This is a genomic window from Seleniivibrio woodruffii, assembly GCF_004339245.1.
In the GTDB taxonomy this organism is placed as follows: domain Bacteria; phylum Chrysiogenota; class Deferribacteres; order Deferribacterales; family Geovibrionaceae; genus Seleniivibrio; species Seleniivibrio woodruffii.
On record NZ_SMGG01000003.1, the window covers coordinates 44,579 to 66,300 of the forward strand.

At 44.1% G+C, this 21,722-nt stretch carries 18 protein-coding genes; 8 read left to right on the forward strand and 10 right to left on the reverse strand.

What is annotated here, in order from left to right; translation table 11 throughout:
• The first annotated feature begins 3 nt into the window (after positions 1 to 3).
• Positions 4 to 1,779: a type IV secretion system DNA-binding domain-containing protein gene (locus C8D98_RS00200; RefSeq protein ID WP_132870928.1), complete on the forward strand. Its 1,776-nt coding sequence runs from the start codon at positions 4 to 6 to the stop codon at positions 1,777 to 1,779.
• Positions 1,780 to 1,852: 73 nt separating this feature from the next.
• Here the strand turns inward: C8D98_RS00200 and C8D98_RS00205 are convergent, their stop codons facing one another.
• The gene (locus tag C8D98_RS00205; RefSeq protein ID WP_132870930.1) at positions 1,853 to 2,689 is read right to left on the reverse strand and encodes a macro domain-containing protein; all 837 of its coding nucleotides are present in this window, start codon (positions 2,687 to 2,689) and stop codon (positions 1,853 to 1,855) included.
• 28 nt (positions 2,690 to 2,717) lie between these two features.
• On the reverse strand, positions 2,718 to 3,281 hold the full coding sequence (locus C8D98_RS00210) for a TIR domain-containing protein (RefSeq protein WP_132870931.1): 564 nt from the start codon (positions 3,279 to 3,281) through the stop codon (positions 2,718 to 2,720).
• 93 nt (positions 3,282 to 3,374) lie between these two features.
• On the opposite strand from C8D98_RS00210, the gene C8D98_RS00215 reads away from it, so the two are divergent.
• Positions 3,375 to 4,271, forward strand: a complete 897-nt coding sequence (locus C8D98_RS00215; RefSeq protein ID WP_132870933.1) for a hypothetical protein — start codon at positions 3,375 to 3,377, stop codon at positions 4,269 to 4,271.
• A gap of 24 nt (positions 4,272 to 4,295) precedes the next feature.
• Here C8D98_RS00215 and C8D98_RS00220 read toward each other — a convergent pair whose 3' ends face one another.
• Positions 4,296 to 5,372 carry a tyrosine-type recombinase/integrase gene (locus tag C8D98_RS00220; RefSeq protein WP_132870935.1) on the reverse strand — a complete coding sequence of 359 codons (1,077 nt, stop codon included), beginning with the start codon at positions 5,370 to 5,372 and terminating at the stop codon, positions 4,296 to 4,298.
• Between the two features lie 416 nt (positions 5,373 to 5,788).
• Between C8D98_RS00220 and C8D98_RS00225 the strand changes: the two genes are divergently transcribed.
• Positions 5,789 to 7,444: a sensor histidine kinase gene (locus tag C8D98_RS00225; protein ID WP_132870937.1), complete on the forward strand. Its 1,656-nt coding sequence runs from the start codon at positions 5,789 to 5,791 to the stop codon at positions 7,442 to 7,444.
• A gap of 2 nt (positions 7,445 to 7,446) precedes the next feature.
• Here C8D98_RS00225 and C8D98_RS00230 read toward each other — a convergent pair whose 3' ends face one another.
• Positions 7,447 to 9,282 (reverse strand): UbiD family decarboxylase, encoded by a 1,836-nt coding sequence (locus tag C8D98_RS00230; protein WP_132870939.1) that lies wholly within the window; start codon positions 9,280 to 9,282, stop codon positions 7,447 to 7,449.
• Positions 9,283 to 9,447: 165 nt separating this feature from the next.
• Positions 9,448 to 10,323, reverse strand: coding sequence for an Mrp/NBP35 family ATP-binding protein (locus C8D98_RS00235; protein ID WP_132870941.1), 876 nt, complete (start codon positions 10,321 to 10,323; stop codon positions 9,448 to 9,450).
• 152 nt (positions 10,324 to 10,475) lie between these two features.
• Between C8D98_RS00235 and C8D98_RS00240 the strand changes: the two genes are divergently transcribed.
• Positions 10,476 to 10,883 carry a response regulator gene (locus C8D98_RS00240; RefSeq protein ID WP_132870943.1) on the forward strand — a complete coding sequence of 136 codons (408 nt, stop codon included), beginning with the start codon at positions 10,476 to 10,478 and terminating at the stop codon, positions 10,881 to 10,883.
• A 4-nt stretch (positions 10,884 to 10,887) separates the two neighbouring features.
• Here C8D98_RS00240 and thiD read toward each other — a convergent pair whose 3' ends face one another.
• Positions 10,888 to 11,679 (reverse strand): bifunctional hydroxymethylpyrimidine kinase/phosphomethylpyrimidine kinase, encoded by a 792-nt coding sequence (thiD, locus tag C8D98_RS00245; protein WP_132870945.1) that lies wholly within the window; start codon positions 11,677 to 11,679, stop codon positions 10,888 to 10,890.
• Positions 11,676 to 15,212: a DNA polymerase III subunit alpha gene (gene dnaE, locus C8D98_RS00250; protein WP_132870947.1), complete on the reverse strand. Its 3,537-nt coding sequence runs from the start codon at positions 15,210 to 15,212 to the stop codon at positions 11,676 to 11,678. The genes thiD and dnaE overlap by 4 nt, the downstream gene beginning before the upstream one ends.
• A gap of 85 nt (positions 15,213 to 15,297) precedes the next feature.
• On the opposite strand from dnaE, the gene C8D98_RS00255 reads away from it, so the two are divergent.
• From C8D98_RS00255 to C8D98_RS00270, 4 genes are all read left to right on the forward strand, one after another.
• Complete coding sequence (locus C8D98_RS00255) at positions 15,298 to 17,067, forward strand: ComEC/Rec2 family competence protein (RefSeq protein WP_165871130.1); 1,770 nt, start codon at positions 15,298 to 15,300, stop codon at positions 17,065 to 17,067.
• The gene (thiF, locus tag C8D98_RS00260) at positions 17,048 to 17,854 is read left to right on the forward strand and encodes a sulfur carrier protein ThiS adenylyltransferase ThiF (RefSeq protein WP_132870951.1); all 807 of its coding nucleotides are present in this window, start codon (positions 17,048 to 17,050) and stop codon (positions 17,852 to 17,854) included. Before C8D98_RS00255 ends, thiF begins: the two co-directional genes overlap by 20 nt.
• Positions 17,855 to 17,856: 2 nt before the next feature.
• A complete protein-coding gene (thiS, locus tag C8D98_RS00265; RefSeq protein WP_132870953.1) occupies positions 17,857 to 18,057 on the forward strand; it encodes a sulfur carrier protein ThiS in 201 nt (66 codons plus the stop codon).
• A 71-nt stretch (positions 18,058 to 18,128) separates the two neighbouring features.
• Complete coding sequence (locus C8D98_RS00270; protein ID WP_132870954.1) at positions 18,129 to 19,271, forward strand: hypothetical protein; 1,143 nt, start codon at positions 18,129 to 18,131, stop codon at positions 19,269 to 19,271.
• 791 nt (positions 19,272 to 20,062) lie between these two features.
• Here C8D98_RS00270 and fsa read toward each other — a convergent pair.
• The 3 genes from fsa to C8D98_RS00290 are packed head-to-tail and all read right to left on the reverse strand — an operon-like array spanning position 20,063 to position 21,715.
• Positions 20,063 to 20,707, reverse strand: a complete 645-nt coding sequence (gene fsa / locus C8D98_RS00280) for a fructose-6-phosphate aldolase (protein ID WP_132870958.1) — start codon at positions 20,705 to 20,707, stop codon at positions 20,063 to 20,065.
• Positions 20,691 to 20,954, reverse strand: coding sequence for a hypothetical protein (locus C8D98_RS00285; RefSeq protein ID WP_132870960.1), 264 nt, complete (start codon positions 20,952 to 20,954; stop codon positions 20,691 to 20,693). Before C8D98_RS00285 ends, fsa begins: the two co-directional genes overlap by 17 nt.
• Before the next feature lie 2 nt (positions 20,955 to 20,956).
• Entirely contained in the window at positions 20,957 to 21,715 is a 759-nt protein-coding gene (locus C8D98_RS00290) for a Jag family protein (RefSeq protein WP_132870961.1), read from the reverse strand.
• Positions 21,716 to 21,722: the final 7 nt, after the last annotated feature.

A 21,722-nucleotide genomic window follows, 5' to 3' on the forward strand; every position in this document is an offset into this window, starting at 1 on the left:
GTAATGAGTGAAAATCATAATTACACAGGCTTTGAAGCGTGGCTTCATAACCTTAAAATGTCAATGAGGATGATGTTATTCATCCTCGCTGCTCTTGCAATTGTGTATGTAGCAGTAGTGGTAACTTACGTCTACTTCTCGTATGACAAGGATCAGCTCTATTACATGTACAAGTGGCTATTGTCGGGCGCATTGGCAAAGACATTTCCGAATTTTACCATGCACCTGAACTATGACGGCAAGGTTATTGAAGTCGCAGCTCATAACCTGTTTTCAGTCTATTATGAGCAAGGCATGACAGATTTATTGGCTCTAAGGTCAGTAGCGATAAAATCATTGTTAGTATTTCTGCTGTTCTTTCCGTTGCATAAGTTCTTCAGCAACAAAGCTAAGAGCCAATCAAAGGATGAGTACGCCAGAGGATCTCAACTAAGCACTCCAAAAGAGTTGAGAAAGCAGCTTAGAAAGGAACAACTGAGTTTACCGTTTGGAGAAGTCAAGATGCCTATCAAGGCAGAGGTGAAGCATTGCTTCATAGTAGGAGCAACAGGCAAAGGGAAAACTGTCCTGACAAGCTCATTTATCGAAGAACTCAGAAGAAGAGGAGAAAAGGCAATCATCTATGATTTTAAAGGTGATTACGTCAGCAGATTCTTTGATCCTGAAAGAGATTTGCTATTTAACCCTCTGGATAGCAGATCTATCAACTGGGATATCTTTTCAGATATGAAAACGCCTATGGATATCATATCTATGACGGCCTCTCTGATTCCAGAGCAAGCCCATACATCACAGCCGTTTTTTAATTTGGCGGCAAGGGATGTATTTACAGGTGTTGTAAGTCACCTATTCCAGACAAACCAGAAGAATTATTCCACTCTATGGAACACACTGACTAAGTCGCCTGAAGAATTAGCAGAACTTCTTCGAAACACCAAAGGTGGCACAGCAGGAGCGGCACACATAGCAGACCCATCAAATAAACAGACAGGATCAGTTCTGTCAACAATGCACCTGTATTCTAAAATCTTTGAATATTTCAAAGATGATAACGACTCATTCAGCATTGAAGAATGGGTGAAAAACGGATCAGGAATATTGTTCATCTCCAATTATGATAAGCTAAAAGAGACTCTTAAGCCGATTCTGACAATGTTCATAGATACAGTTGCCAGAAACCTGATATCTATGCCTGACGATCCAAATAACAGGCTGTTCTTTATTTTGGATGAGTTTGGAACTCTTCAGAAGATGCAGAGAATCGTTGAGCTTTTGACACTCTCCCGAAGTAAAGGAGGTGCAGTCTTTCTGGGTATTCAAGATATCGGCCAGATAGATAATATCTACGGCAAAGACCTCAGAAACACTATTATCAATGCTTGCGGCACAAATGCTATATTCGGTGTAAATGACCCAGACACTGCCGACTTCTTAAGTCGCAAAATTGGCGATACTGAATATCACAAGGCTTTGAGCGGAATGACGTTCGGATCATCAGAAAGAAACTCTGTAAATATGCATAGGCAAAAAGTCAGAGAACCGCTGTTCATCTCATCGCAGATTATGCAGTTGCCTGATTTACAGTGCTATGTAAAATTCCCCAACTTTGCCGGCTGCATGACAACCTTAAAGCCTAAAAGTTACTCGGTGAATCAGGAAGAGTTTAAAATGAGACCAGATCTATCACTGGACAATATCTTTTGGGAACGACAAAAGATCCTTGATGAGCTACAAATCATCAAAACTGATCAAAACTCTTCTAAATTAGAGAAGTTTTAACAAATAGCCCCTCGAAAGAGGGGTTATTTTATAATCTTTATATTTTATAACTAAATTACTCTCAATTATATGCTCACATCATATTGTTTGCATATTTAATATCAAGAAGATTTATTTTATCAATTTTATCTTTATGAATAACGATACTGAGCTTTGCTGGATATTTAAATCTCATCTCACTAATTCGAAATGTCCATAGCATAATTTTGAGTAACTCCTCATCACTTATGGCCTTATGACCTTCAATACATGTGATACCAGAGCCAAAAATTGGAGTAGATACGCTTTTTTGAGCGTAAACATTATTAACATTATCCCAAAATGTAATTAAAAACTCCAAATACTCAGGCATTGTAAGCCTTGCCTTATTTTTGTTATCAAATTTAGAAAATGCTGTTATCAAGTAGTCTTCATATACGCAAATTGTGCCTATTTGAAAACGATCTTTTTTACCTCGAGATCTTGTTTGAATAGTTCCTAATATTTGATTATTCTGAAGGTTATATGTGTTGATATATTCATCAAATTCAGCGACAGAAACATCCAGATATTGATTGATGAATATTCCGTTTAATGAATGAGCTGCTATTACTTGATCATCAACTTGGGTATCAAAATACTCATTGAATGCAATTGCTTTTAATCCTTCTTGCTGGAAAAGATCACCCACCTTAATGATCACATCACTTCCTTCAATATTAATATCAATCTTATTTAAATTATTCGATTTAAACCAAATAATAAAATAAATCACTACTAATAGCACAAGAAAAATCCATCCATAAATAGTCTTATTATTAGCAGGGATATCAACAAAAAGAACAACCAACGACAGTATTGTACTTATAACAGAAGTGGCCTTAAGAAAACTTCCAATAACCCTCTTATCGAAAAAACTTACTTTTGTCATGATTACCCTATTCCTATGCTAAGCGAACTTAAGATTTGTATATATAAATATCTGCATCTCTTTTTGTGGATAACATAAAGTTTGTATTATTTAATGCTCTCTCAATTATACTCTTTTCAAGATGAATATGGAGAGTAGGAACTTTACTCATAGAGTCTCTGAAGATAGGAAGCTTATCCCATAGACTTTTTACACTATCTTTCAGATACCCGTTTGTCAAAAGACTCTCTTTAGTTGCATACTCTGGATATATTACAATAACCGGTAGCTCTTGATTGTTAATTCCGTAGTCAATTTCTTCTCTCAGTGCCCTTGAATTTACGGTATTAGCACTAAGGAAAAGCACTATATTTTTTGAGTTTCTCAGACGTTCTCTTAGCCTTGGTTTCAAAGTAGTTTCCCAATCGCTATCATCTCGGACGTTGTATGTCTTGTTATGTGAATCATTAAATGGAAATGAAGAATCCGTACTTTTCCAAGCTCTCAACAATTGATAATAAAGAAAGTCTTTTGTTGCATATGCTCCAAGTGTGCTTTCAACAAATGGTTCGGCGACGTAAAAAGCTGCGTAATTTCCATTTCTATAAGCCATGATTAATCCTCACAATTTAGAAAATATTCCAACATATCATCTTCACATCATGCTACAATAATTTCATAAAAGCTAATATAATTGAGGTATCAAATGACAGAATTCTTCAGTGATCAAGAAAAAGGGAAAAAGGAACTTATTACTGAGAATATATCTAATAACTTATACAACACATTGTTAGAGCTACACGAAAGTTACAAAAATAACCTTTCTTTTTCTTTTAGCATGCTATGCAGCGATGGAGATGGAGTGGTGTGCGGTTTCGATGAAAACAAATTTATAAGAAGGATCCAAAGCATAATACCAGACTTATCTTTTTCACTGATTAAAACAAATGCTTTTAATAAGCCAGAATCAGTAGACGAAAAACTCAATTATGCCATTATTGATTTTTTACAGTTCATTTATGATAACATTAAGGATTACGAAGTAATAAACTATCACTATTATATGAAACACCATCATATCAAAGAAATTGTAACTGAAGATGCAAAAAATAAATTTAGAGAAGAAGTTAACCAACTTTTTGAAAGAAATGGCGTAGTTTTTTATCTTGATCAAAACGGCAGTATTAAAAGAAAACTACAAACAGGGATGCAAAATCTTATTAATAAGATTGATATATCAAAAACTGAAACCGAACTTAAAAAACATTTACTTGAGGCATGCTCACAAATTATTAGCCCTAAAACTGATGATAGAAAATATGCTTTGCGAGACCTTTGGGATGCTTTTGAAAGAATTAAAACAATTATAAATCCAAGTGATAAAAAGGATTCAGCAAATCAACTTGTAGATAGGATTGTTAAAATAGATAATCTTAATAAGTACATTATTGAAAATGAGTTTAAGCAATTAACAGAGATTGGAAATCAATACCATATAAGGCATGCTGAATTAACTCAGATAGATGTTAATGACATACATACCATAGACTACTTATTTTTCCGAATGATGGCATTGATCAATATTGCACTAAAGGTAATTTGACCAAAATTACAACAAGGCTATAATTTAAAGCTTTTCGACGGCATCACGAAGGTTTTTCTGATTGAGGTGGGCATAGCGTTTTGTAACTGTGATGTTGCTATGGCCAAGAAGCTCTGAGACGGTATAAAGACCGACTTCTTTTTGGACTAAACGGCTGGCGAAAGTGTGTCTGAGATCATGAAAATTAAAATCGTTTATCTCTGCTCTTTTAATTGCATTTTCATATGCGCCACGAATGCTTTTATTTTTAAAAAGTTTCTCTTCGTCTCCAATACTGCCACATTGATTAAAATATTCCACCAGAACGTCATATAAGGCATCATTAATAGGGATAAATCTTTGCTTACCATTTTTTGTATTGTGCTGAGCAATGATTATAGATCTATTTATCAAACTCACATTTTTACCTTTCAGAGTAAGTACTTCTGAGAACCTCATTCCTGTTTTCAACGCAACTTGGACAATGTAGTATAAATTTTTATTTCTGCTTCTCCTGCATTCCGTAAGCACTCTTTCGACCTCTTCATTTGTCAAATATCTTGTGCGCTCATTAGAAACAGGCATCTGTTTTATATGTCTCATTGGGTTAATTACGATAATATTCAGCTCAATAGCATAGTTCATCATCCGCTTAACCGTGGCAATATACCTGTTAATAGTACTCTTGGAGATTTTACGTTCCAGTTGGAGATATTTAAGAAATTTATCAATATCATATTCAGTTACACTTTTAAGCAGGATATCCCCTAATTGTTCTTTAATAACTTTAAAGCGGCTTTTTTCCGATTTAAACGCTTTATTTTTCAGCCTGTAGTGAGGTGTGAATTGATTATCAATAAAGTCACTGAAGACTATATTTTTAAGTTCTTTATTGACTTGCCCAACCTTTCTGTCAATAAGATCGTTTTTCTTTTTTGTTTCGAGTTCTTTCGCAAATTTTAGGCTATGCCCTGCATGTTCCCAAACTTTTTTTCCATTAAACGTATAAACAATGTAGTAAAGCTTCTTTTTGTCCTTTTTCAGATCATTACCGCATTTACATGTGGAATTCTTCAAAGATACCTTTGCATGACACTGTGAACATTTAACCATAACAGCCATATTAAGCCTCTTTTGATGTCTAACTTTTCTAACTATTTTTCTAACCAGATATAGCAAATTATGCCAAAATGGATAGAAAAGTCAATAAATTTTACGAAGCCATCCCAGAAGTAAACCACTGTTAATAAATAGAATATAAAAGAATAATAATCCAGATAAAAACAAATCAAAATAATACACAAGGGATTTAAAATCCCTCGGTCGCAAGGCTGTACGGGTTCGATTCCCGTCCCAGGCATAAACAAAAAAAGGGTACTGAAATCAGTACCCTTTTCTTATTTCTATTAGCACGATGAACAATACAATGATTTAACCGTATAATAATTATTTCTCATATCACTTATTAAGATGTATAATATTAGAAACAACATATCGAGGACACTATCAGATATCTCATAATTGAGCTGGTGTTGGTGATGTTTATTCTTTTCACTGGTGACTACATGATCCAGAAAAGTCTTCGCCAACAATATATTTCTTTGCAGCAGGCTCAGGTTTATTCAAAGATGGGTGAACTGCGAGCCAAGCTCGAATATGAAGTCACCAGCAGTATGCTTCTGATACAATCCATGGCATCATACATTTCCATATACCCTGACCTTACGACAGCGGATTTCAATAGATTTGCAAAAGAGTTATTTGAAAGAAACGCACATTTAAAAAATATTACTGCGTCGCCTGATTTTGTATTCAAATATGTTTATCCTCTGGAAGGAAATGAGGCACTTCTTGGAAAGAATTATAGAAATATTCCGGGGCAGTGGGAAAGAGCAAAGATGGCGGCGGAAACAGGAAAAGTTGTTCTGGCCGGACCAGTGGATCTGATTCAGGGCGGAAAAGGACTGGTAGGCAGAGTACCTGTGTACAATGATAAGGGTGTATTCTGGGGACTGGTTTCCTCTATATTAAATTTCAACCTTATGATGGAATCCATCAGCAAGGCTAATTCCACTAATCCCATCAAATTTGCTTTGAAAGGTTATGATGTATTTGGCAACAAAGAAGATATCATCTATGGTGAACCGGAACTTTTCAGCAAAACCGATGTTATCAATATGAGCATCAGCATCCCCAGCGGCAAATGGAGAATGGTTGCAGAACCCGTTAACGGCTGGGCTGTTTCACATCCGCATGCTCTGTATGTTCATTTAATAACTTTGGCCATGATGCTGCTTGCGTTCTATCTGACTGTCGGCAGAATAAAGAATATGAACCAAATGAAAGCTGCCCGTACCCACGAGGAACAGATCAAAAAGCAGTTGGAACAGCTCAACAGCGAACTTCAGGACAGGGTTAAACAGGAAGTGGAAAAAAACAGGCAGCATGTGGAAATGATAGCCGAACAGCAACGGTTTGCAGATATGGGACAGATGATAAATGCTATTGCTCACCAATGGAGACAACCCCTGAACAATATCAGGCTTGTTATGCAGATGCTTGATGATATGGACAGCGGCGAAGACTATGGAAAGACACGTGAAGAACTGTATGAACAGCATTCTGAGCTGGTAGACTACATGTCAAAAACCATTGACGATTTCAGAAACTTTTTTTCTGCGGGTAAGCAGAAGCAGATTTTTTCTCTGGATTACGAGGTCGCCAGAACCCTAAGGCTGGTTCAACCGCAGCTTAGCCATTACAACATAAGAACGATACAGAATTGCAGTTACGAAAATAACCCTGATGACCCGAGCGATATGTATTTCGGTTTCATGTCAGAGCTGAGACAGGTTCTTCTGAATATTATTAACAATGCGAAAGATGCTCTTTTAAGCGTTGAAAATGATGCAAGAAGGATAGTCATCAATATCGACAAAAAAGATAATAACTACTATTTATCAATCTTTAACAACGGGCCGGCAATCCCTGAGGATATCCTGAAAAAGATTTTTGTGGCTTATTTTACGACAAAACAGGAAAAGCACGGTTCCGGTATAGGGCTTTATATGTCACGCACTATCATCGAAAACCATTTCAACGGTACTCTGCACGCCGAAAACACACCGGACGGCGTTATTTTTTACATAATATTCCCGGAGAATTCGCCCCCCGCAACTTTACCTCAAAACTGATATCAGAAAAACCCTTCAAGTGCACCGCCCCTGACGGCCATGTTTTCGACCTTCTTAATTACTTCTTCGTCCATCTCCATCGCTTCGGGATGGTATGCCTTCACTCTGGCATCGATGACCATTGAACCTGTACACCCGAAATGTTTGGCATGTGTGAATGCCCCTATGCCGTAGACATCGGTTGCCGGGTTGGAGCGGGTGAACGTTACCCAGAGGAAATTATTTATATTTGCCGCCGTAAAATCACTGTCGTCCACAAGCACAATCAGCGGAAAACCGTTCACAGGGTTATCCGCCTCAAAAGATTCGCAGAATCTTATCATCGCAGGATCGTACTCCCCTCTGGGGGCAGTGTGTTTCGGCGCACGGACGGCAAGAACACCGTTCATGACAACCCTCGGAGCATCAAAACCGTCAGGCAGGTTTATATTCTCAGGCAGTCTGTCGGGCAGTGTGCGTTTTTTCTCTCCGCAGGCTGCCACGGTGAGCTTCGACCCTTTGTTCAGGCCGTGCCCCGTATAATCCAGCGTATCTATGGTCACAGAGGTCTGGAAATGCAGGTCTCTGCGCCAGTCAGCCCGCTCAAGTACATGGGTAAAAAATTCTTCAGCGTCATGTATATCCAGTGCGGGATTATCCGCATGGTTCGTAATAAAAAGATATTTCGCAAGGGAGAGCTGACCCTGCCCCAGAATAGCGTTGGCCTGAGTGAGTATCTCTTTCGGTTCGTCCTGCTTCTGGTACGGAGTGTAGCGTTCCGAGCCGATGGCGAACAGCAGAGGGTGCACCCCAGCGGGGTCTACCGCATGAACAGCCTTCACGCCCGGCAGAACGTCAGGGATAAGCTCGCCTGTGAGCTCGTGGATGAAATTGCCGAAGCTGGTATCTTCCTGCGGAGGTCTGCCCACGGTGGTGAAGGGGAAAATCGCTCCGTCCCTGTGGAAAACTCCGGTGACCTTCATCACGGGAAAATCGTGTTTAAGGCTGTAATAGCCCACATGGTCGCCGAAAGGTCCTTCGGGTTTCAGAGTTCCGTCTATGTATCCGCAGATAACAAAGTCCGCCTCAGCATAGACAGCTGTGCCCTGCTCCGGTCTGAAAAAAGGTATGCGATGTCCGCCCAGTGCTCCCGCAAAAGATATTTCGGGCATGCCTTCAGGAAGAGGCATAACAGCGGCAATTGTCATTGAGGGCGCACCGCCGATGAAGACGTTGACATAAAGCCTCTCACCTTTGGCCAGTGCCTCGGTGTGATGTATCCCAAGCCCTCTGTGGAGCTGATAGTGCAGTCCTGCCTCATCCGGCGCATAGTCGTTGCCGGATATCTGTACACGGTACATGCCGAGGTTGCTGTTTCTGAACCCGCCCTTGACGGGTGATTCGGAATAGACCTGCGGAAGGGTTATGAACGCCCCGCCGTCCTTCTGCCAGCCCACAAGCTGAGGCAGGTCTTTCAGAGCGATGCGGTTTTTCATAACAGGCGCACTGCTCACCGTCTTAGGCAGAATATTCAGCCCGGCCGCCGGAAGTTTCAGCAGTTTCGAAGGATTTCTGAACAGATATGCGGGGTCGGTCTTTGCCTTAACCATAGCTTCGATGGACGCAAGAGTGTCTCTGAATATGAACCTGGTGCGCTCCATTGTTCCGAATATGTTTCCGGCCATGGGAAATCTGCATCCCTTTACGTTGGTAAAGAGCAGTGCGGGGCCGCCCGCTTCATAAACTTTTCTCTGAATGACTCCCATCTCAAGACAGGGGTCTATCTCAGCATCTATTCTTTTGAGCTGTCCGTGTCTTTCAAGGTCGTCCAGACAGTGTTTCAGTGTTCTGTATCCCATATTTCACCTGCTGGATAAGGATATAATGAGAAAGGGGAAACGGCAAGAGGGAAAGAGAAGAGGCCGCCACAGGGCGGCCTCAGAATTATAGATCAGATACTGTCATTCTGAATGCAATGAAGAATCTCAGTTTCAGATCCTTCGCATTCGCTCAGGATGACACTGTTATTTCGCTATTGTCTGTTTGGCAACGTTGAGAGCTATCTCTTTGAAAGCGTTTGCCGTGGGGGTGTCTTTCACCTCAAGCACATAAGGCTTTCCGGTGTCTCCCTGAATGACCACCATGGGGTCTATGGGCACTCTGCCGAGGAAATTAACCTCCATCTCCGTTGCCATGCGCTCGCCGCCACCTGTTTTGAACAGGTCGACAGTGCCGCTGCAATGGGGGCAGACAAGTCCGCTCATGTTCTCCACGATTCCCAGCACCGGGATTTTCAGCTTATGGGCAAAGGTCACGGATTTTCTGGAATCAAGCAGTGCAACTTCCTGAGGAGTTGTAACTATCACAGCGCCGTCAACAGCACCGATGGTGTGCGCAACGCTGAGAGGCTCGTCGCCTGTGCCGGGGGGCAGGTCGATAATGATGAAGTCAAGATCGCCCCAGTCAACGTCTGAGATGAACTGTTCGATCATTCCGTGTTTAACGGGTGCACGCCAGATTATCGCATCGCTGTCGTTCTCCAGAAGGAAGCCGACGGACATGACTTTAAGGCCGTCCACTGCCTCAAAGGGAACGAGTCCGTTCTCGCCGGACTGAACACCCTTCTGAGCCAGACCGAACATTTTGGGGATGTTGGGTCCGTGGATGTCGGCATCAAGGATACCCACGCTGTAGCCCAGAGAATGCAGAGCGGAAGCGAGGCTCACGCTTACTGTGGATTTACCCACACCGCCCTTGCCGCTCATTACCATTATCTTGTATTTAATCTTCGACAGCCTGTCATCAAGCCGCTTTCTGGCATGCTGTTTTTTCTCGTCCGTGTTGCATCCCGCCGCCGAGGAGCAGGAAGAACAGGAGCTGTTTGAGTTGCAGTCACTCATTTTGAAAACCTCCGTTTGTATGTGTCTTTCGGAAATATATAAATTTAAGTACATAATTTCCACTTGTTTTTGGATTTTCCTGATGATGAACAATTTATTTTTAATTGCGGGATTTATTTTGTAGGTATAAAATATACGGAGCAAGGGGAAACATGAACGAAGAATACAACAAAGACGTTGAGTTATTGAAGAATCTTTCTGTGATGCATGTTGAGGATGACACAAGCGTCAGAGAGAGCCTTATGCGTTTTCTGAAGAGACGTTTCGACACCATCTACTCCGCAAAGGACGGCGCAGAAGGCCTTGAGATGTACAGAGAACACCGACCCGACATAATCATAACAGACATTCAGATGCCTGTTATGGACGGAATAGAGATGTCCAGAAGGATACTCGATGAAAACCCCTCAGCAGTGATAGTCATTACCACTGCATTCAATGAAAAACCCTACATTGACAAGGCAGCGGAGATAGGCATTTTCGAATATCTCAAAAAGCCCGTTGTTAAGGAAGATCTTACCCTGACGCTCCGCAAATGTGCGGAACGCCTCGGCAGATAGTTTTCTACCGCATCATCCAGAAATGATCCACCGGCCCGTGACCTGAACCTATCTTCAGTGCGTCCGCACCCTCAATGGCTTTCTGTATATATTTTTTTGCCGCATCGACACTGTCGTAGACCGAAAGCCCCTTTGCCATTCCGGCGGCAATTGCGCTGGCCATGGTGCATCCTGTGCCGTGGGTGTTTTTAGTAGCTATGCGTTTTGAAGTGAATGTGTGAAAATCCGTTCCGTCAAAGAACAGGTCTGTGGCCTCTTCGCCGCCCAGATGTCCGCCCTTCAAAAGAACGCTGCGCACTCCGTAATCAGCCAGCTCCAGACACACATCCTTCATGTCCGCTCCGCTGACAATCTTTTTTCCGGTTATGTATTCAGCCTCGGGAATGTTAGGCGTGATTATGTCCGCCAGAGGGAACAGCAGGTTTTTCATGTTGTTCACCGCCTCCTGCTGAAGAAGGGGCGAACCGCCCTTTGCAACCATAACAGGGTCGACAACGACCTTTTCCAGATGATATTTCGCAATTTTGTATGCCACCAGAGCCACAGTGTCGGGGTTTGAGAGCATTCCGGTTTTCAGGGCATCGGGTCTTAAGTCGGTGACGATGGAATCTATCTGCATTTCAATGTATTCCAGCGGGATATCCACATATCCCTGAACGCCTGTGGTGTTCTGAGCAGTCACCGCAGTGATAACGCTCATGGCGAACACGCCGTTCGCGCTCATGGATTTGATATCCGCCTGAATGCCCGCTCCGCCGCCTGAATCCGAACCTGCTATTGTAAGTGCTTTTCTCACGAATCCCCCGTGCGTTTCTTAAAGAAACTTGGTTTCTGCTCTTTATGTTCGTATGCTTTCGCTTTGATCTCGTATCTGCCCTTGCCGATGAGGTCGTCGATCTCCTTGTAGAAATCGAAATCCGGCTTCACCTTATAATCCTCTCCGGCGTTGATGAACACACCGTAGGTCTTGGGTCTTTCCAGATAGAACGACACCGGAACGTCCCCTTTGTGGGTTCTGATTATGGTTTTCAGCTTACTGATTATCTCTGTGGTCATGCCCAGACTGGTGAGCTTCACCGTCACCCGCTCGGTAAGTTTTTCCACGGCCTCAGGAACATCCATAATGGCATCCGCCAGAATGGTTATCTCCTCGTCCTTGTGGTTGACGTTACCCGCCACGATTATGATCTTGTCCGCCACAAGATGTCTTATGACCTGCTCGTACACCTTCGGGAATACGACTACATCAAGCTCGCCGTCCATATCCTCAATGGTGACGAACGCCATCTTGTCGCCTTTTTTGGTGAAAATATTCTTTATTGCCTTCACCAGTCCGCCCACAACGTATGCGCCGGACGCATCAGGGGTCTTCACATCCGCCAGAGGAACTGCGAAGGTTTTAAGTATATTGTTGTAGACGGCGAGAGGGTGGTTTGAGATATAGAAATCCAGAACCTCCTTCTCCATCTTAAGAAGCTCGTTTTCGGGCATCTCGGTCACATCGGGAAAGTAGTAGCTCTGCTCCCCGTTCTCGGTCTCGTCCTCAAGGAAGGACTCCAGAGAGATTATCCCCTGCTGCTCCATTTTCTGCTTGCGCTGTCCCTCTTCCAGAGCTTTTTCGAGCACCTGAAGGTTCTGTCTGCGGTTTTTGCCTGTGCTGTCGAAAGCTCCGGCCTTAACCAGTGATTCCAGCACCTTTTTATTGCTCAGGCGCAGGTCGACCCTTGCGCAGTAATCGTATATGTTTTTGAACTCGCCGCCCTCTTCCCGCACCTGAAGTGCCGCTTCGATGGCGTGCATGCCTACGTTTTTAATGGCTCCCAGACCGAACCGGATTGTGTTGCCGTCGATGACGAACGATGCTCCGGATCTGTTGATATCCGGCGGATGCACCTCTATCCCCATGCTTTTGCACTCTTCGGTGAAGGTTACTATCTTTTCACCCTTGTCAATTTCGCATGAAAGGATGGCCGCCATGTATTCCACAGGGAAGTTGGCTTTCAGATATGCGGTCTGATAGGAGACCATTGCGTATGCCGCTGAGTGCGACTTGTTGAAGCCGTATCCGGCGAACTTTGCCAGTTTGTCGAACAGGTCTTCGGCCATAGCCATATCGAAGCCCATTTTCTTTGCACCCGGAATGGTCTTTCCGTCGCCGTGAAGGAAAAACTCCTTCTGCTTCTCCATTTCCGAGGCTTTTTTCTTACCCATCGCACGGCGCAGGTTGTCCGCCGAACCCAGCGAATAGCCCGCAACTATCTGTGCGATCTGCATTACCTGTTCCTGATAGATAACAACCCCTCGGGTCTCTTTCAATATCTCCTCAAGCTGAGGGAAGATATAGTCTATCTCCTCCTCGCCCCATTTCCTTTTAACGAACGAATCAAGCATGCCCGATTCCATGGGGCCGGGACGATAGAGAGCCACAAGTGCTATGATGTCCTCGAACTCCTCCGGTTTCAGCTTTTTCAGAAGGTTTTTCATGCCAGAGCTTTCCAGCTGGAAAACGCCGGTGGTGTCGCCCCGGGTCAGAAGGTCGTATACTTTTTTATCGTCCAGCGGAATTTTTGAGATATCAAGGTCAATCCCTCTGTTCTCCCTTATCCGCTTGATAGCTTCATCTATGATGGTCAGGTTGTTCAGACCGAGAAAGTCGAACTTGACCAGACCTACGGCCTCCAGAGTATCCTTTTCAAACTGGGTGATAACCTCGTCGTTCTGACCTTTGCAGAGCGGAACGTATTCGTTCAGAGGTTTATCGGAGATAACCACGCCCGCCGCATGCATGCCGGTGTTTCGCACCAGTCCTTCCAGCTTCACAGCGTGGTTCAGGATGTCAAGCCCCTGCTCCACCTCTTTGAAATTATCGTTAAGGCTGGGATCCTTTTCCAGTGCCTTGCGCAGGGTCATTCCGGGGTCACCGGGCAGAGCCTTTGCCAGTTTATCAACGTCTTTCAGCGGCACTTCCAGAACACGCCCCACATCCCGTATGGTGCTTCTTCCCAGAAGCTTACCGAAGGTGATGATCTGCGATACCCTGTCGTCGCCGTATTTCCGGCGGACGTATTTGATCACCTCTTCACGCCCTCTTACGCAGAAATCGATATCAAAGTCGGGCATGGACGCTCTTTCGGGGTTCAGAAATCGCTCGAACAGCAGTTTGAACCTGATGGGGTCAATGTCGGTGATTCCGAGCGCATATGCCACCAGAGAGCCAGCACCCGAACCCCTTCCGGGGCCGACGGGAACGCCGATGGTGTGTGCATGGTTTATGAAGTCCCAGACTATCAGGAAGTAGCCTGCGAAATGTTTGTCGATGATAACGTCCAGCTCAAGCTGGAGACGTTTATGATATTCCTCGTGTCTGTCGGCGGGTATCTTAGCCAGTTTTTTGACAAGTCCGTTCCTTGACAGATGGGTCAGGTAGCTTGCGATGGTGTAGCCTTCCGGAACCTCAAACTCAGGCAGGTGAAGGTTTCCGAACTCTATTGAGGTGTTGCATCTTTCGGCAATGGCAACAGTATTAGTCAGAGCAGAAGGTACTTCTGCGAACGCCGCCCACATCTCCTCGGGGCTTTTCACCCAGAGCTGATCGGAGTGTATCTCGAACTTGTTGGGGCTGTTTACTGTGGACTGGGTCTGAATGCATATAAGAACCTGATGGCTCAGGTGGTCGCCCCTGTTCAGATAGTGGCAGTCATTCGTTGCCACCAGAGGAATTCCCGTTTCTTTGGACATCCTGATTATCTGACGGTTCACCATCATCTGCTCTTCGATGCCGTTCTCCTGAATCTCAAGGAAGAAGTCGTCCTTGCCGAGGATGTCACGGTATTCCATGGCCGCTGCCAGCGCCTCGTCATATCTGTCACGCATTATCTTTCTGGGAATCTCCCCCGCCAGACATGCGGACATGCCTATAAGCCCCTCGGAATATTCCGCAAGAATCTCTTTGTCGATACGGGGTTTATAGTGGAAGCCCTCGAACTGCGCCTTGGAAACCAGCTTTTGCAGATTCGAAAGTCCCTTGTTGTTCTTGGCCTGCAGCACAAGGTGATAGTTCCTGTCCTGCCCCTTCTCGTATGATGTGTTTTTGCGGGTGTCCGGCGCAACGTACACCTCGCAGCCGAGAATGGGCTTAATGTCGTTTGCCAGAGCCTGTTTATAGAAATCCACTATGCCGTGCATGGTTCCGTGGTCGGATATGCCTACAATGGGCGTTGAGCCTTCGGTCTTTATCTTCTTCATCAGATCGCCCACGATTATGGCACCGTCCAGCAGTGAATACTGGGTGTGCAGGTGCAAATGGACGAAATCTTTCTTCTGGGACATGAATACCTCTGAGTCAATTTTCCGGATGGGGGCATTGTATCAAAACCGCACTATTAATGAAATAATAAATACGTTAGAATATAGCATGCTGAAAAAGATAATCCCTATGTGGCAGAGACTTAACAAAAAAACCGAGATTTTCTTTGCGCTTTCTGTCCTCTCGGCACTGGCGTTTTATCCCGCCGAGGTGCCGATGCTCATTGCCGCATTCCTCCTGCCCGCCATTTTCATAGGGAAACGGACGGGAATAGCCGTCGGCCTGTTCACAGCCGCACTGGCATATATTCTGTCGGGGCACATCCTTATCACCGAGATAAAGAAACCCGAAGGTGACAAATGGCTCTATAAGACCACATGGGGTTCGCTCCTCGCACCCGCAGGTTTTCAGCCGGGGGACATTCTTTCTGGAAAATTCAGCAAAAAGACCTATTCGTTTCTGAAAGAGAGCAGATTCTCCGCCGGATACTACATAGCCGACCGCATCGATAAAAAAACCTCAGTACCGTTCATACAATCCATCCTGCTGAAACGGGAGGATCTTTCCGACAGCCTGTATTTCGCATCGGGCGGAAAGGCTGTTCTGACGCAGGCGCTGGCCCTTGGCGACAGGCGGTATATTTCGCCATCCATGAACGACCTGTTCATCGTTACCGGTCTGGGGCATCTTCTCTCCGTATCCGGAATGCACGTTGCCGTTCTGGCGGGTATGCTATATTTTGTTTTCGGTTTTCTGCCCAGAAAACTGCGGCTGATTCCCATGATAATGTCCATGCTCCTGCTGATGCCGTTCACGGGATTCACCGTCACGGTTTGCCGTGCGGCTCTGTTCGGACTAGCTATTATGGGTGCGAAACTCCTCGACTACCGCACCGATACGGGGAAACTGCTTCTGTTCACAGCCGGCATGTTCGTTCTCATAACCCCTTCAATGCTCGGAGATATCTCGTTCATATTTTCGTTCTCCGCCGTTTTGGGACTGGTCTATCTGCCGCAGATAAAGAACTCGCTCTGGGGAGGCATAGCTGTAGGGCTTGCAGCTTCGGCGTTCATCATGCCTGCGGCGGCGGCAGTGTTCGGCATGTTCAATCCGTCCTCAGTTATCTCAACCGTGCTCCTTACCCCCGTGGTGGCTTTGCAGATGGCCTGCTTCGGTCTGTTCTGCATATTCCCGCAGCAGTCCGTTGCGCCCATACTGTTTCTGGATGAAGTGCACATGGCAGTGGTGAAATTCTTCTCCGACTATTCAGGCTTTTTCTATCAGGTATACAAACCTGACAAATACATCATAGCCGCAATGATTGTTTTCCTGCTCTACACGCTCTACAGGCGGCAGGTGCTTGCGGCATGCGTCCTGCTTATGCTCCCCTATCTTCCGGCGGACAGAGCGGCAAAACCTATTGAAACGACCGTATCTAAAACTCAGACCTCGGCATCGCAGCCTCAGAACTCTCTGAAGGGTGCATATTTTATGGGCTATCAGCGGTCGAAAGCGTTTCTGATTTTGGACGGCAAAGTGCGGGTATTTTTCAAGGGGACATATGGAGATTTCAAGTATAAGTTCGTGCCGTTTCTCACCGAAAAGGGTATTTCAAAGGCTGACACAGGCACAGTTATAATCTATAATGGCGAAAACCACCTGCTGAAGATAGCAGAGGAGAATGAGGACTACGGCGGCGTTTGCGTGAACGAGACACGGGAAGACTGCAAAGCGGTTTATCATACCCGCAGCAATACTTACACTTGCGATGATGACAAACGTGTGCATATTCTATATAATAACGACAGAAATTGCAGAGATATGATTCTGCTCAAGCATACGGGGGATATTGTTTTAGATGAAAGTACTTATAAATGACAATGAATATTTTTTGGCTGACGATGCACTCTCAGGAGCTGGAGCTGATTTGGTCAAGCCTGATGCAGATGTTATCATACACAACGGGTTCATAGCAGGAAGACAGAGTCCGCTGAAAGACGGCGACACACTGTATCTCATAAAACGGGGCGAAATACCCACACATGAGGAGATGCAGAACCTTATATATTCACGCCACACCCCGAAGATTGCAGACAGGATGGCAAAAGCAAGAATCGCAGTTTGCGGTCTGGGCGGACTGGGGTCAAACATAGCCCTGAACCTCGCCAGAATGGGCGTGGGATATCTGCGGCTGATAGATTTTGACGTGGTTGAACCTTCGAACCTGAACCGCCAGCAGTATTTTGTAGATCAGCTGGGCATGAAAAAGACAGATGCCACTCTGCAAAACCTTAAGCGTGTTAACCCGTATATCGAATACGACATCCACGATCTTTATATCACCAAAGATAACGTTAAGGGACTGTTTGACGGATGCGATGTTATCATCGAGGCGTTCGACAGTGCCGTAAACAAGGCAATGCTAATCTCCACCGCCGCAAATGCTTATCCGGACTCATTTATCATTGGGGCATCGGGTCTGGCGGGGCTTGGCAGTTTCAAGGAATTTAGGGTGGTAAAAGCGGGAAAAAACGTGCATATTGTAGGTGATTTCACATCCGAGGCGGCCGTTGGCAGAGGGCTTATGGCAACAAGGGTTGTGATTGCCGCAGGTATTCAGGCAAACCTCGCCGTGCGGCTTATTCTTGGCGAAACGGAGGCATAATCATGAAAATAATTCTTAACGGTGACGCTGTAGAGCTTGAAAGAGCATATACCATCAGCGAACTGATAACAAAATACGATATGAAAAAAGAGACTGTTGTTGTTGAGCTGAACGGCGACCTGCCGGACAAAGCCACCTATGACGACACCTTCACCAAAGAGGGCGACAAAATCGAACTTATCAGATTTGTCGGCGGGGGCTGATAGACTTTTCTCAGCTTAAATCACTTGTCACATCGCCAACCAACGTTTAAAATATCCCTATGCGAGGGGATATGGAAGAAAAACATGAAAATCAATGTGTGGTTGAAGGGTGTGAGTTGAAACGTTCTATTCTTCATAATAAATGTGTCGTTCATTGTGCTAAAGGCAGTCCATCAGGACTTTCACCAAACTACTTCGCAAACCAATTTAATGAATATTTAAAGTGCAGAATATCTAGTTCTTCTCAAGGAGTCTGTACTCTTAACTCAGTTGTTTTTCCACATGATTGGTCTGATGATTATGATTCTTTATTTCGTGATTTTGACAAGAACATAATAATCGAATGGAAAGATTGCTCATTTAATTATAATTTTTTACCTAGAATTAAAACTAATTTTACAAACTGCTCATTCAACAATAGTTTTTCTCATGATGATGAGCTTAACAATATGAACTTATCTTTCATTAACTGCACTTTTAATGGGGATTTTAAACTTGAACATATTAAATCATTATCTTTGTATTTCCAAAAATGCCGCTTTAAAAACGAATTTATCATTTTTGATTGTTCGATTGAACATTTCACTCTTTTAGATTCTAATTTTAATCTTTCAGCAAAAATTTCTCAAAGCTCTTTAGGTGTAAATGAATGTATTCCTCGCATAATCAATTCAATTTTTACTGGAATCCTGAGCTTTGAATTATCTAAATTTCCTTATGGACTACACTTTGATTCTAACATTACGCATGAGCCACCTAATTTCCGTGGCATAGACATTTCATCGTCATCAGCAAAAAAAGTTACATCACGAGAAACATACCGTATCATCAAATTTAATCTTGATAGTGTAGGAAATATAGTTGAAGCTAATAAGTATTTTGCTCTTGAGATGGATAAACTCTATTCCGAATTAAGCTGGAAAAAGAATCTTTCAGAAAAGTTCTTGCTTTCAATCAATAAGTATTCCTCTAACTTTGGTCAAAACTGGTGGCTACCAATCGTATGGATGATTGTCTTTGCTTCTTTGTTTTACATTTTTAGAGATTATGACCCATTTGATTATTCTTTTTTAAATGGCATTGCGTCTTTTATCATTCCTTATCAAGGTATAATAGGCGATACGCATCAAATGTCTAAGCTATTGTGTTCTATACTATTTGGTGTCTTGTTTTACCAAACGACAGTCGCTTTAAAGCGGAAGACAAGGAGATAATGTAAATCCACCCCAACCCTCCTTTATCAAAGGAGGGGGTTTTAAGTCTCCCTTTAATAAAGGGAGATTTAGAGGGATTTACATTCCTGCTTTTCTGATATGGAAGTTTGCTTCGCTACGCTCGCAAAGAATTACAGTGAAACGACCGCATCACTTCCTCGTGTATTTGCTCAATGGTCTTTTCAGAGATTCCGCTTTTTTCTCCAATTTCAAGAGCACTAATAAGTTTTTCGACAGACGGACTTCGCCTCAGTTCTCCCCTTGCTCCAACTTCTTTTTTTGGTGTGACAGTTTCATATTTTTCCATTCTTTTATCTTATCGGAAATGCAAATGTAAATCCACACCAACCCTCCTTTATCAAAGGAGAGGTTTTAAGTCTCCCTTTAATAAAGGGAGATTTAGAGGGATTTCCATTATTGCAAACTAGGCGTGGAAGTTTGCTTCGCTACGCTCGCAAAGACAACAGAAGATTGCCACAGCACCTGCGGTAATCCGCAGTAATGCGCTTCTATCTCCCCCTTTGGCAAAGGGGGATTAAGGGGGATTTACATTTCGCTTCCTGACGTAGAAATTCAAAGGCAAAATCCACCCCGACCCTCCTTTGATAAAGGAGGGAGCAAGAAAAAAGCCCCGCAAAATTGCAGGGCTTGGAATACGATTCTTAATGTTGATGCTCAGAACCGAGCAGTTCAAGGCGGAGGATGAAAAATATGCGCAGTGTACGTCGTAGGTACATGAGCAATATTTTTATTCCGACAACGCAGAAATGCGAAGCGTTATCAGCATCAACTTATTTGACTGCGGATTCCCAGTCTTTCAGGAACTTCTCTATACCTATATCCGTCAGCGGATGTTTCATCATCTGCGTAACAACGGAATAAGGAATAGTGGCGATATCCACGCCGACTTCCTGAAGCTGGAACATGTGCGCTGTGCTTCTGATGCTTGCGGCGATAACCTCGGTTTCAAATCCGTAGGTCTCCACAAGCTGCTGGCACTGGCTGACAACATCGATACCGTCGTGGCCTATGTCGTCCAGTCTGCCCGCAAAGGGGCTGATGTATGCCGCTCCGGCTTTGCAGGCCAGAAGAGCCTGATTTGCCGAAAAGATAAGTGTTACGTTAACGGGGATTCCCTCGCCTGCCAGAATGCTGGTGGCTTTCAGGCCGTCTTTTGTGAAAGGAACCTTAACAACGATATGCTCGCTGATCTCCGCCAGTTCTCTGCCCTCTTTCACCATGTTTTCCCAGTCCAGTGCGATAACTTCCGCACTGACAGGTCCGCACACGATTTCGCAGATCTCTGCCACGGTCTTTTTAAAATCTCTTTTTTCCTTTGCAATGAGCGAAGGGTTGGTGGTCACGCCGTCAAGGATTCCGAGGTCTTTAACCTCTTTGATCTCGCTGATGTTTGCCGTATCAAGAAACAGTTTCATTCTCTTCTCCGGTTTTCTGGGCTATGAACTTGTCCATGCTCTCTTTTGAGTCGAAGTAGTATATCTTGTCATACAGTTTCACTTTGAAATCGGTGTCCTTGCTGACATAGGTCCCTGAAATAGGGTCTACTGCCGTCTCAAGCGGTTTCGGAGCCGCCTCCTCCCTCACCTTTTTAAGATCTTCCGGTCTGCGGAAGAGTTTAAAAGCTACGAACGCGATAAGTGCGAAAATAAGAAATTTAACCATTGCTAGTCTTCCTGCACCGATTCTTTCTCCTGCTTCGGAGCGTCGGTATTTGAGTTATTGTCACGGTTGTCATTTCGGGGTCTGAAAGGGCGTTTGCCTCCGTCTCTGGGAGCTCCGCCTTCTCTCTGCCCGCCGGGTCTGCGCTCGGGAACGATAAGGATTTCCTTAAGGTGTCCCTCGCCTTTGCTGACGGTGCTTATGCCCTTTATCTGCTTAAGTGCGATATGGATTTCCTTACGCACCATTGTGACCATAGGAGCCATTTTAATGGGTTTGCCTGTTCTGCGGACAGTTTTTGCCAGTTTGATGGCCTTGTCTTTCAGCTGCTCGACAACTCTGTCTCTATAGTCCTCAACATCTACTATAAAAGTGCCCTCGCCGCCTTCCCAGTCCACCATACGGTTAAGCAGAAACTGCATAGCGTCAAGCATCTGCGCATTTTTGCCTATGAGCAGTTTTGAGTCGGGCGAGATTATATTATAGATAACATCGGGATGTCTGAACTTAGTTTCAATAGTAAATTCGGTGAAACCTGCTTTTTCCAGAAGCTCCGACAGAACCAGTCTGCCTTTGCGCTTGAAAAACTCAGTGTCATTGAATTTTATCTTAACAATTGCGTTTTTGCTGCCGAATCCCAGAAAGCCTTTGCTTCCTGTCTCAAGTGTTTCAAAGGTTATAAAATCCTTGGGTATGTTATTTTCCGAGAGGAAGTTGGCAACCGCCTCATCGGGATTTTTTCCTTCTATTTCAAAATATTTCATAAAGTTC

Excerpts from the sequence above, each read along its gene's own strand:
- C8D98_RS00210 (WP_132870931.1), bottom strand. The coding sequence starts at position 3,281 with ATGGCTTATAGAAATGGAAATTACGCAGCTTTTTACGTCGCCGAACCA.
- thiF (WP_132870951.1), top strand. The coding sequence starts at position 17,048 with ATGAAAGTACTTATAAATGACAATGAATATTTTTTGGCTGACGATGCA.
- C8D98_RS00205 (WP_132870930.1), bottom strand. The coding sequence starts at position 2,689 with ATGACAAAAGTAAGTTTTTTCGATAAGAGGGTTATTGGAAGTTTTCTT.
- C8D98_RS00290 (WP_132870961.1), bottom strand. The coding sequence starts at position 21,715 with ATGAAATATTTTGAAATAGAAGGAAAAAATCCCGATGAGGCGGTTGCC.
- thiS (WP_132870953.1), top strand. The coding sequence starts at position 17,857 with ATGAAAATAATTCTTAACGGTGACGCTGTAGAGCTTGAAAGAGCATAT.
- C8D98_RS00240 (WP_132870943.1), top strand. The coding sequence starts at position 10,476 with ATGAACGAAGAATACAACAAAGACGTTGAGTTATTGAAGAATCTTTCT.
- C8D98_RS00225 (WP_132870937.1), top strand. The coding sequence starts at position 5,789 with ATGTTTATTCTTTTCACTGGTGACTACATGATCCAGAAAAGTCTTCGC.
- dnaE (WP_132870947.1), bottom strand. The coding sequence starts at position 15,212 with ATGTCCCAGAAGAAAGATTTCGTCCATTTGCACCTGCACACCCAGTAT.
- C8D98_RS00200 (WP_132870928.1), top strand. The coding sequence starts at position 4 with ATGAGTGAAAATCATAATTACACAGGCTTTGAAGCGTGGCTTCATAAC.
- C8D98_RS00255 (WP_165871130.1), top strand. The coding sequence starts at position 15,298 with ATGCTGAAAAAGATAATCCCTATGTGGCAGAGACTTAACAAAAAAACC.
- C8D98_RS00285 (WP_132870960.1), bottom strand. The coding sequence starts at position 20,954 with ATGGTTAAATTTCTTATTTTCGCACTTATCGCGTTCGTAGCTTTTAAA.
- C8D98_RS00220 (WP_132870935.1), bottom strand. The coding sequence starts at position 5,372 with ATGGCTGTTATGGTTAAATGTTCACAGTGTCATGCAAAGGTATCTTTG.
- C8D98_RS00270 (WP_132870954.1), top strand. The coding sequence starts at position 18,129 with ATGGAAGAAAAACATGAAAATCAATGTGTGGTTGAAGGGTGTGAGTTG.
- C8D98_RS00235 (WP_132870941.1), bottom strand. The coding sequence starts at position 10,323 with ATGAGTGACTGCAACTCAAACAGCTCCTGTTCTTCCTGCTCCTCGGCG.
- C8D98_RS00230 (WP_132870939.1), bottom strand. The coding sequence starts at position 9,282 with ATGGGATACAGAACACTGAAACACTGTCTGGACGACCTTGAAAGACAC.
- fsa (WP_132870958.1), bottom strand. The coding sequence starts at position 20,707 with ATGAAACTGTTTCTTGATACGGCAAACATCAGCGAGATCAAAGAGGTT.
- C8D98_RS00215 (WP_132870933.1), top strand. The coding sequence starts at position 3,375 with ATGACAGAATTCTTCAGTGATCAAGAAAAAGGGAAAAAGGAACTTATT.